1 protein-coding gene and 1 pseudogene are annotated in these 663 nt (G+C 35.3%); both read left to right on the forward strand.

The window, feature by feature from the left end:
* Positions 1–352 (forward strand): annotated as a pseudogene (locus PSI22_RS21315) (SDH family Clp fold serine proteinase); the annotation flags it as partial.
* A 38-nt stretch (positions 353–390) separates the two neighbouring features.
* Positions 391–579 carry a hypothetical protein gene (locus tag PSI22_RS21320; protein WP_273581468.1) on the forward strand — a complete coding sequence of 63 codons (189 nt, stop codon included), beginning with the start codon at positions 391–393 and terminating at the stop codon, positions 577–579.
* Positions 580–663 lie beyond the last annotated feature (84 nt).

The following is a 663-nucleotide window of genomic DNA, read 5'->3' on the forward strand; positions in this document are numbered from 1 at the left end:
GTTGAAGAAATGGCTGGTAGACTATAAATTTAAAAAATGGACTCACAAAGAAACTTCTGGCATAGAAGTAACCTTGACCGACAAAGAAGAAAGAGCCGAAGAAATAGCTGTCATATTATCCGATAACAAAAGGTGGCACTCACATAGCAGATCGATAGGAATAAATACTATTATTGACATTTTGAAGCTTAAAGTTGAAGATTATTCAAACATGGAAGGACTTAGTAATAAAATAAAACAAATTCATAATGTTATAATTGAATTTTCAATAAAATCTCAAAGAGAGATTGTTGTTATAAGCTCTTTACCGATTATCGAAGAAGACGACAGTTTAGATAACATAGACAGCTAGGATAATATATTTTCAACATTTCATTAGCGGAGTTGACCATGAAAAACACCTATAAGACCCAAAATATAGCGCTTGATGCGTTGTCCGTGAGAAATATGGAAGTTGATAGAAAGCAAAAAGAAATGATTGATAATCTAAGATCAATTGGCCTTCTAAATTCTCCAACATACAATCTTAATTGTGAGCCATCAGCATATTTTTACGCAAAAATATCAGGAAATGATTAGCCCTCCCTCCGAGGGCTTTTTCCTGTCACGAATCTAAACCTTCCCCCTCCCTCAAATCCCACACCGACCCCAACATCTGCCCAC

Source organism: Xenorhabdus aichiensis (assembly GCF_028598775.1).
Taxonomy (GTDB): Bacteria; Pseudomonadota; Gammaproteobacteria; order Enterobacterales; family Enterobacteriaceae; genus Xenorhabdus; species Xenorhabdus bovienii.